Source organism: Fodinicola feengrottensis (assembly GCF_039530045.1).
Lineage (GTDB): Bacteria > Actinomycetota > Actinomycetes > Mycobacteriales > HKI-0501 > Fodinicola > Fodinicola feengrottensis.
In genome coordinates this window covers 191,908-200,890 of record NZ_BAAANY010000042.1, presented here as the reverse complement: position 1 = coordinate 200,890, position 8,983 = coordinate 191,908, and the positions used below count along the sequence as shown (strand labels likewise).

The following is an 8,983-nucleotide window of genomic DNA, read 5'->3' as shown; positions in this document are numbered from 1 at the left end:
TCTCAAGGCCCCGCAAAGACCGCGGGGCCTACAAAGGCGGACGCTCCTGCCGGAGGGGCGACAACATCGGCCTGGCGGCCGATGGCGCCGGACGGGGCTGGGTCCCGTCGAAGTTGACCAACTTGATGGAAATGGTGGCGGTCCCGCACGGGGTCGGTCACCGGGGCTGGGCCTCGTAGAAAATTGGCCAACTGTGGTTTTGAAGGTGACGGTTGCGCGCGGGCTGGGGTCGCGGGGGTGGGTCCCGCCGGAGTTGGCCGAATGTGGTTTGAAGGTGACGGTCCCGCTCGGGGGTTAGTCGGCGTTGGCGTCTAGTTTGGCCAGTTTTAGGCGGGTTTCTTCGGTGGCGGGGGCGTACGCGAGGAGGCGGGTGCCTAGGCGGCGGTCTAGCCAGAGCTGCGAATAGTCGACGTCCAGGACGCCGTGCTCGGGGTGCAGGACCTGCTTCGTACGGCTGCCTTGCCACGTCACGTCGTGCCGGTCCCACACCGCGGCGAATTCGGGCGATGCTTCCTGAAGTCGGTTGACCAGGCATTTCCAGGCCGGTTCGGCCATGTGGTCGGCCATGGAGGCGCGATATTGGCCGACCATCCGGGCCGCCGCGTCCTCCCAGTTGACGATGGTGGCTCGCCACGCCGGGTGGGTGAACGCCAGCCAGAGCGTGTTCCGTTCGTCGTACGGCAGCGCGTCGAGGTCGATGATCCAGGTCCCGTAGACGCGGTTGTACGCGAGGATGTCGTTGCGCGCGTTGACGATGGTGGCGGGGAAGGGCCGCAACTGGTCGAGGATGAGTTGCATGTCACGCGGGATCGTGTCGCAGCCGCTGGTGCCGTCCGGATCTGGCAGCCCGGCCAGCCGGAACAGGTGCGCCCGCTCGTGCCGGTCGAACCGAAGTGTCCGGCCGATGGCTTCCAGCACCTGGTCGGAGGCGTGGATGTCACGACCCTGCTCCAACCACGTGTACCAGGTCACCCCGACCCCGGCGAGCTGCGCGACTTCCTCGCGGCGCAGCCCCGGCGTGCGCCGTCGGCCGACCGGCGGCAGTCCGACCTGCTCGGGGGAGATGCGCTCCCGGCGGCTGCGCAGGAACGCGGCCAGCTCGAGCCGGCGGGCCCGGCCGGCGTCTGCGATAGCTTCGGTCATGACACCAGGATCCCGCTTACCGGATGCTGTTGCCAGGTTCGGCTGATACCTGGATAACCACACTCTCGATACCACTCTGAAAACGACGCAGAGTGGTCTCATGACCGTTACAGATCTTGAGAAGCGGACCGCGCCGCAGTCGACACGCAGCGCGGAGCACGTTCCGGGCCTGTCTGGCCTCGGGCTGTTCACTGTTCTGCTGGGTGCGTTCCTGTCCATCGCGGACTACTTCATCGTGAATGTGGCGCTGCCCACCATCGGCACCGAGCTGCACGCTTCGCCGGTGACGCTGGAGATGGTGGTGGCCGGCTATGGGCTCTCGTACGCGTTGTTGCTTGTCATCGGCGGCCGGCTCGGTGACGCGTTCGGCCGGCGCCGGCTGTTCCTCGCCGGCATCGCCGCCTTCACCGTCACCTCGCTGATCTGCGGCGTCGCGCCGGACGCGGTGACCCTCGTAGTCGCCCGGATCTTGCAGGGCGCGTCGGCGGCGCTCATGGTGCCGCAGGTGCTGGCCACCATCCAGGCCGCCACCACGCTCCAGCGACGCAGCCGGGCCATTGGTCTTTATGGCGTCACCGGCGGGATAGCCGGGGTGATCGGCCAGCTGGCCGGCGGCCTGCTGATCGCGGCGAACGTGGCCGGCACCGGCTGGCGGCTGATCTTCCTGGTGAACGTGCCGATCGGCCTGGTCGCGCTGCTGTTGGCGCTGAAGACCACGCCGGCGACCCAGTCCCATGATCCGGCCAAGGTGGACGTGAGAGGCACTATTCTGCTCGGTCTCGCGGTGCTCTCCTTGTTGGTGCCGTTGACGGTTGGCCGTACGCTCGGCTGGCCGATCTGGACCTTCGGGTTGCTGGCCGCCTTCCCGGTCATCGCGGTCGCGTTCGTGCTTTTCGAGCGTAAGCTGGAAAAGTCGGGCCGGTTGCCGCTCGTACCACCCTCGCTGATGCGAGTGCCGAGCATGCGTCGCGGACTTCTGCTGGCCGTGCCGTTCTTCACCGGCTTTGGTGGTCTGATGTTCTGCTTCGCCGTCGCCATGCAGTCCGACCTGCGGATGTCCCCGCTGGAGGCCGGCCTCACGTACGTGCCACTGTCCATTGCGTACCTGTTCAGCTCGCTGTCCGCGGCCCGGCTGGTCGACCGCTTCGGCCGTACCGTGCTCACTGTCGGCTCCGCCGGCACCGTGGTTGGCTACGTGATCATCCTGATCACCGCCTTGTCGAGCTGGTCAAGCCTGTCGCCGCTGACGCTCGCGCCCGGGATGGTGATCCTCGGCTTCGGCCAGGGCCTGGTGATGACCCCGCTGTTCCGGCTGGTCCTGTCGGACGTGCCGGCCGACCGCGCCGGCGCCGGCAGTGGCGTGCTGATCACCACCCAGCAGACCTCGCTCGCGCTCGGGGTGGCGTTGTTGGGCGGGATTTTCCTCAGCCTGACCGGCGTCGGCGGACCTGCTGGTCGTACGGCCTTCGCGGTGGTCATGGTCGCTGAGTTGGTGGTCACGGTCGTGGTCGGCATCGGCAGCCGCTGGTTGCCGAACCCCGCCGGCCGCTCCGGCCGGGTGATCGTCACCGACTAAGCTGGCCGGATCCGGCCGAACTGGCTCGGGATTTGGTGCTAACGGGGTAATTTCGGCTCGACTCGCGGTCGCTCCTGCGCGCGATGATCTCGCCCGTGACGCTCCGGAAGGGGTGGCTGTGCCGCGCCGTTCTCGCCTGCTTGCCGTCTTCGTGGCCGCCGTGATGGCCGGCCTGTTCGCACTGACTCCCACGGCGTCTGCGGCGGCCGCGCCCAGCGCGCTGCCGTACGTCAAAGACAACGCGACACAGCCGGTCTACTCGTACCAGAACGCCATCCGGGAGAGCGTCTGGCTGCCGATCCCGTTCGACAGCGACCGAGACGGCAAGCAGGACCGGGTCCGCCTCGACATCGTGCGGCCCCGTGAGGCGGCCGCGGCTGGCGTCAAGGTGCCGATGATCTTCGAGGCGTCGCCGTACTGGAGCTGCTGTGCGCGGGGCAGCAAAAAGCAGGTCAAGGAGTACGGCTCGGACGGCAACCTGACGTTGATGCCGGCCTTTTACGACAACTACTTCGTGCCGCGCGGCTATGCCTTTGGCGGGCTTGACCTGACCGGTACCAACAAGTCGGGCGGCTGCCCGGACGTTGGCGGCCCGGCTGAGATCGCCGCCGGCAAGGCTGTCGTGGACTGGCTGAACGGCCGGGTGCCAGGCTATGGGCTCGACGGCAACCTGAAGAAGGCGGACTGGTCGAGCGGCCGGGCCGGCATGGTCGGCAAGTCGTGGGACGGCACCATTCCCAACGGCGTGGCCGCGACCGGCGTGCCGGGCCTGGAGACGATCGTGCCGGTATCGGCGATTTCCAGTTGGTACGACTACGAGCGGTTTGGCGGGGTGCTCCGCTCGCCCGGCTATGTCGACTACCTGGCCAACTATGTCAACGGGCGCCCCAAAGGCGTGTGTGACGCCTCGATCGCCGCCGATCAGGCGGCCAGCGACGACAGCACCGGAAACTACAACGCGTTTTGGGCGGCCCGCGACTACCGGCCGAGCGCGAACAAGGTTCGCGCCAGCGTTTTCGTCATCCACGGCATCAACGACCTCAACGTGACGACTTCGCAGTTCGCCACCTGGTGGGACGACTTGGCCGCGCGGGGGGTGCCGCGCAAGATCTGGCTCACCCAGGAAGGCCACATCGACCCGTTCGAGATCCGCCGGGCCCAGTGGGTGGACACCGTGCACCGCTGGTTCGACTACTGGCTGCAGAAACTGCCGAACGGGATAATGTCCGAGCCGATGGCGTCGATCGAGCGGCCGTCCGGCGACTGGACCACGGCCTCCACTTGGCCGGCGCCCGGCGCGGTCGACCGGCCGGTTTTCCTGGGCAGCGGCGGCGGTACGACCGGGACGCTCGGCGGTGGGATTTCCGCGGCCGTACGCACGATCACCGATGATCCCACCCTGACCGAAAGCACCGGGGTCGCCAACCCGAACCAGCCGTTAGGCTCCCGGGCCGTTTTCCTGTCCGGCACGCTCACTCACGACCTGCGAATTTCCGGGATTCCGAGGGCAAACCTGCGGGTCAAGGTAAACAAGCCGACGACCGAGCTGACGGTGAAACTGGTCGACTATGGCGAGCAACACCGAGTTGACTATTTGTCGACCGAAAATCCAGGCTCTGGCGTGCATTACCTGTCCACCGAATCGTGTTGGGGCGAGTCGACCGCGATCGACACCGCCTGTTTCAACGACGACGCCGAGGATTTCGTCGACAGCGATGTCGATGTGTTGACTCGTGGTTATCGCGATGCCGCTCATTACCTGAGTTTGCGAACGGTGACTCCATTGCAGCCTGGTCGCTGGTACAACGTGCCGGTTTCGCTGGACGCGTACGAAACAGTCGTCAAGGCCGGCCACGTCCTGGGCATGGTGGTCACCGCCAGCGACAACGAGGCAACCTCGCCGACCAGCACCGGCGCGACGATCCAGCTTTCGTTGGCAGGCAGCTATTTGCTCTTGCCGAGCACCAGTTCGCTGCCGTTCGTCGCCCAGCCGCCACAGGTGCGTACGACCGCGAAGCCCGAGTCTCTTTCGGCGGCCATCCGGCACGACCGTTTCCAGGTCCCCTGGAGCTGAGTCCGGAGCAGGCCCCAGGGCTATGGTGACTGCCTAGTGGGTATTTCGGTGGACGCGGGTGTGGCGCGCGATGAGGCATCGCGGCCCAAAAGATCCTAGGCTGGGTTGATGGGTAGCAGTGCTGAGCAGGTGCGTGAGGTCGCGGTCAAGGCGAAGGCGGCGGCGGCCGAGTTGGCGCCGATGACCAGGGCGAGCAAGGACGCCGTGCTGCAGGCGATGGCCGACGCGCTGGTCGAGCGGGCCGACGAGATCCTCGCGGCGAACATCGTCGACCTCGAGAACGGCACCGCGGCGGGCCTGTCCGCGTCGCTGCTGGACCGGCTGCGGCTCAGCCGCGAGCGGGTGGAGCAGATGGCCGGCGGGCTGCGGGACGTGGCCGCGCTGCCGGATCCGGTCGGCGAGGTCATCCGTGGTTACACACTGCCCAACGGCCTGGAGGTCCGGCAGGTACGGGTGCCGATGGGTGTCATCGGGATCGTGTACGAGGCTCGGCCCAATGTCACCGTCGACGCGGCCGGACTGTGCTTGAAAAGCGCAAACGCGGTGTTGTTGCGCGGCTCGGCGTCGGCGTACCGGTCGAACACGGTGCTGGTCGAGGTGCTCGCTGCCGCCGCCGAGAAGGCGGGTGCGCCGACGGACAGCATCCAGTTGGTGCCGGGTACGGACCGCGAGTCGGTCACCCATTTGTTGCACGCTCGCGGCTTGGTGGATCTGGTGATTCCGCGCGGCGGCGCGAGTTTGATCGCGCACGTGGTGGAAACCGCGACCGTGCCGGTGATCGAGACCGGGGTCGGCAACTGCCATATTTATGTGGACGCGGCGGCCGATCTGGAAATGGCCGAGCGGATCGTGATGAATGCCAAGGTGCAGCGGCCGAGCGTCTGCAACGCGGCCGAGACCTTGCTGGTGCACCGCGAGGTGGCCGCCGAGTTTTTGCCGCGAGTGACGGCATCGCTGGCCGATGCGGGCGTACGCATTCACGGCGACGAAATGACCGCGTCCATTGTGGATGGTCCGGTTCTGCCGGTGACGGACGACGACTGGGCCAAGGAATACATCGACCTGGATCTCGCGGTCGGAGTAGTCGACTCGGTCGACGAGGCGATCGCGCACATTCGGCGTTGGACCTCCGGGCACACCGAGGCGATCATCTCCACCGACGCGCGGGCGATCCGCCGGTTCGTGTCCCGGATGGACAGCGCGGCGGTGATGGTGAACGCCTCGACCCGCTTCACCGACGGCGGTGAGCTGGGCTTCGGTGCCGAGATCGGCATCTCCACCCAGAAACTGCACGCGCGCGGGCCGATGGGGCTGCCGGAGATGACGAGCACGACCTTCGTGATCACTGGGGATGGGCAGACCCGGTAAAGAACTGTCGTCCCGGTGGGAGATGATCGACCGGTGACCAACGGTGTGAGTGAGTTCATGCGGGCCTATTGGACCCGTGGCGAGCCGGGGCGTGCGCTGCCGCGGTCGCTGACCGTGCGGCTTTACCAGCTCTGGCTGCTCGCGTTCCTGCTGAAATCGCTCGGGGCCGCCTGGGATATCTCCTGGCATTTCATGTCGCTACGGGATAATCCGTTCATTCTCCCGCACGACGTGAACCTGGTCGGTGAGGGAATAGCCATCGCGCTGATCATTTTCCACACGTACACCGGCTACGGCATGGACAAGGCGTCGCTGCGGCTCACCCAGGGCGGCATGATCACGTTCCTGGTGGCCGCGCCGCTGGACGAGATCAACCATCGCATCAACGGGCTGGACATCACCACCTGGAGCCCGTCGCATTTCCTGCTGTTCCTGGGCACCGGGATCTGCATGGCCGGAGTGACCCGCGGTGCGATGGTCAACCTGGACAAGTCCCCGTTCCGGACCATCGCGTTGCTCGCGATGTTTTTCTATATCTTCGAAGACGCGATGTTCCCGAACGGCCAGCAGGAATACGGGATTTTCGAGATCATGGCGTGGGACGGCGGCAAGATCGAGGCCAGTTCCGACCTGTTGGCCTTTCTGGCCAACGAAATCCACCGGGCCCCGGACCGCGCCGCGATCCTGCAGTTCGCGTTGCCGATCCCGAGTTGGTTCTATCCGCTCTGGGGGATGGTGGCCGCCGCTCTGGTGCTGGTGGTGGCCCGGAAGGTGATCGGGCTGCGGTGGACCGCGACGGCGATCGTCGGCGGCTATCTGGCGTATAAAAGCGTGCTGTGGCTGGCTTTCGTGGCCGCCGGCTTCACCAAGTCGGCAGTCCCGTTCTGGCTGATCGTGGTGGGCGTCGCGGTCGATGTGGCTTTCGCCGTCGCGTGGCCGTGGTTCGTACGAGTGCTGGTCGGCTCTGTGCTGGTCGTCGGGCTCGGCCATCTGGCGATGCTCGCCCAGGACCGGTTGCTGGTGCTGCCGCCGGTGAACCATTTCATCGCGCCGGTGAGTTTCGTTGTCCTCGCGGTGTTGTGGGGGCTCGGCGAGCGCTGGTGGCCGCCCTATCAGCGGCGCTGGATGACTCGTCTCGGCCGGCCGCGAACTCCCGCGCCAGTGCCGGTCGTTTCGTCGTAGCCTAGCGTCGAAATCCGCCATCGGCTGCTGGTGGATAATCGGAAACCGTCATCGTGCCCTCCTTTCGTCGCTGTTCCAGGACTTTCACCTCAGGTTGGTGATCAGGCCGCTGCACGCGGTCAGACCACCTCACGCAGGAGCTGGAAATGGACGCGGATGTTGTTGTCGTGGGAGCCGGCCCGGTCGGCATGACCCTGGCCGCCGAGTTGGCGCTCGCGGGGGTAAGAGCGATCGTCGTCGAGGCGCTGCCTGAGCGCAGCAAACTGTCGCGCGCCGGCGGTGTTCACCCGCGTACGGCCGAAATGCTCGATCAGCGCGGGCTGCTGGGGCCGCTGCTCGCGACCGGTGACTACCAGGAATACGACGGCGCGCACCTGGCCGGGCTGACGATCTCGTACACGTCCTGGAACAGCCGTGAGCCCGGTCGTTTCATCCCGCAGACCCAGGTCGAGGCCTTCCTGGAGCGCCAGTTGGCCGGCCGGGTCCCGATCCGTCGTGGCCATCGGCTGGTCGGTGTCGAGCAGACCGCTGATGGGGTGGTCGCCACCGTCAGCGATGGCGAGCGCGAGTCGACGCTGCGCGCGCTCTACCTGGTCGGTGCGGACGGTGCGCACAGCTCTGTCCGCAAGCTGCTGGGCATCGACTTTCCCGGCCGGGCGGGCACTGACACGGCGGTGGTGGGTGACGTACGGGTAACGGGCCCTCGCGCCGGCGACATTTACCACGAGCCGCCGGGACAGGTGGTCCGCAGCGAAGACGGCCGGTGGGCGGTCCGTTTCCCACTCGGGGACGGCCTCCAGCGACTGGTGATCGGCGGCACGGGCGCGCAGGTCAGCCGCACCGAGCCGGTCACCGCGGACGAGGTCCGCGACGGGCTGGCGGCGGTCTACGGCGGCGACGTGGAGCTGGTCGACCTGCCTTACGTCACCCGGATCGCGGACGCGGCCCGGCAGGTGCGGGACTACCGGCTGGGGCGGGTGTTCCTGGCTGGTGACGCGGCGCACGTCCACCTGCCGTTGGGTGGGCAGGGCATGAACGTCGGCATCCAGGACGCCTTCAACCTCGGATGGAAGCTCGCCGCCGCGGTGCTGGGGAGGGTCCCTGACGGGCTCCTCGACACGTACAGCTCCGAACGCCATCCGGTGGCCGCGAGGGTCATTCGGAACACCCGGGCGCAAAGCGTGCTGACCGACTGGGCGGGCACCGGCAACCCGGACCTGCCCGAGCTGCGCTCCTTCGTCGCCGACCTGTTCGCACTGCCGGACGCGACCCACTTCATTGGCGGCATGATCTCCGGTCTGGACGTGCATTACGACATGCCGGACCAGCCCGAGCACCCGCTGCTCGGCTACCGGCTGCCCAACCCGGACCTGAAGACCGCGGACGGCACCGTACGGCCGTACGAACTCCTTCGGTCCGGCGGGGGACTGCTCATCGACTTCTCCGGCGACAGCGTCCATCTGAGCGCTGAGGTGCCTTATGTACGTGCGTACGGTGACCTGGGCGCGGACGTGCTGCTGGTCCGGCCGGACGGCCATGTCTGTGCCACCACGACCGACGGCCTGCCGGCCGGACTGTCCCGCTGGTTCGGCACCGCGACAGGGGCAGACTGGCGCATTTCCGCGACGTAGTGTGGCGGC

Annotated in this window: 6 protein-coding genes; 5 read left to right on the top strand and 1 reads right to left on the bottom strand. The window is 67.2% G+C overall.

What is annotated here, in order from left to right; translation table 11 throughout:
- Window positions 1-294: 294 nt before the first annotated feature.
- Window positions 295-1,143: a helix-turn-helix transcriptional regulator gene (locus ABD301_RS39205; protein ID WP_344315100.1), complete on the bottom strand. Its 849-nt coding sequence runs from the start codon at window positions 1,141-1,143 to the stop codon at window positions 295-297.
- 100 nt (window positions 1,144-1,243) lie between these two features.
- Between ABD301_RS39205 and ABD301_RS39200 the strand changes: the two genes are divergently transcribed.
- The 5 genes from ABD301_RS39200 (at window position 1,244) to ABD301_RS39180 (ending at window position 8,974) form a co-directional block, all read left to right on the top strand.
- On the top strand, window positions 1,244-2,719 hold the full coding sequence (locus tag ABD301_RS39200) for an MFS transporter (RefSeq protein WP_344315099.1): 1,476 nt from the start codon (window positions 1,244-1,246) through the stop codon (window positions 2,717-2,719).
- A gap of 118 nt (window positions 2,720-2,837) precedes the next feature.
- Window positions 2,838-4,793, top strand: a complete 1,956-nt coding sequence (locus ABD301_RS39195; protein WP_163573656.1) for a Xaa-Pro dipeptidyl-peptidase — start codon at window positions 2,838-2,840, stop codon at window positions 4,791-4,793.
- Between the two features lie 108 nt (window positions 4,794-4,901).
- On the top strand, window positions 4,902-6,161 hold the full coding sequence (locus tag ABD301_RS39190) for a glutamate-5-semialdehyde dehydrogenase (RefSeq protein ID WP_163573655.1): 1,260 nt from the start codon (window positions 4,902-4,904) through the stop codon (window positions 6,159-6,161).
- 33 nt (window positions 6,162-6,194) lie between these two features.
- Entirely contained in the window at window positions 6,195-7,343 is a 1,149-nt protein-coding gene (locus tag ABD301_RS39185; protein WP_344315098.1) for a hypothetical protein, read from the top strand.
- 146 nt (window positions 7,344-7,489) lie between these two features.
- Window positions 7,490-8,974, top strand: coding sequence for an FAD-dependent monooxygenase (locus ABD301_RS39180; RefSeq protein ID WP_344315097.1), 1,485 nt, complete (start codon window positions 7,490-7,492; stop codon window positions 8,972-8,974).
- Window positions 8,975-8,983: the final 9 nt, after the last annotated feature.

Coding starts and splice junctions, on each gene's coding strand:
- ABD301_RS39205 (WP_344315100.1), bottom strand. CDS start 1,143: ATGACCGAAGCTATCGCAGACGCCGGCCGGGCCCGCCGGCTCGAGCTG.
- ABD301_RS39200 (WP_344315099.1), top strand. CDS start 1,244: ATGACCGTTACAGATCTTGAGAAGCGGACCGCGCCGCAGTCGACACGC.
- ABD301_RS39190 (WP_163573655.1), top strand. CDS start 4,902: ATGGGTAGCAGTGCTGAGCAGGTGCGTGAGGTCGCGGTCAAGGCGAAG.
- ABD301_RS39180 (WP_344315097.1), top strand. CDS start 7,490: ATGGACGCGGATGTTGTTGTCGTGGGAGCCGGCCCGGTCGGCATGACC.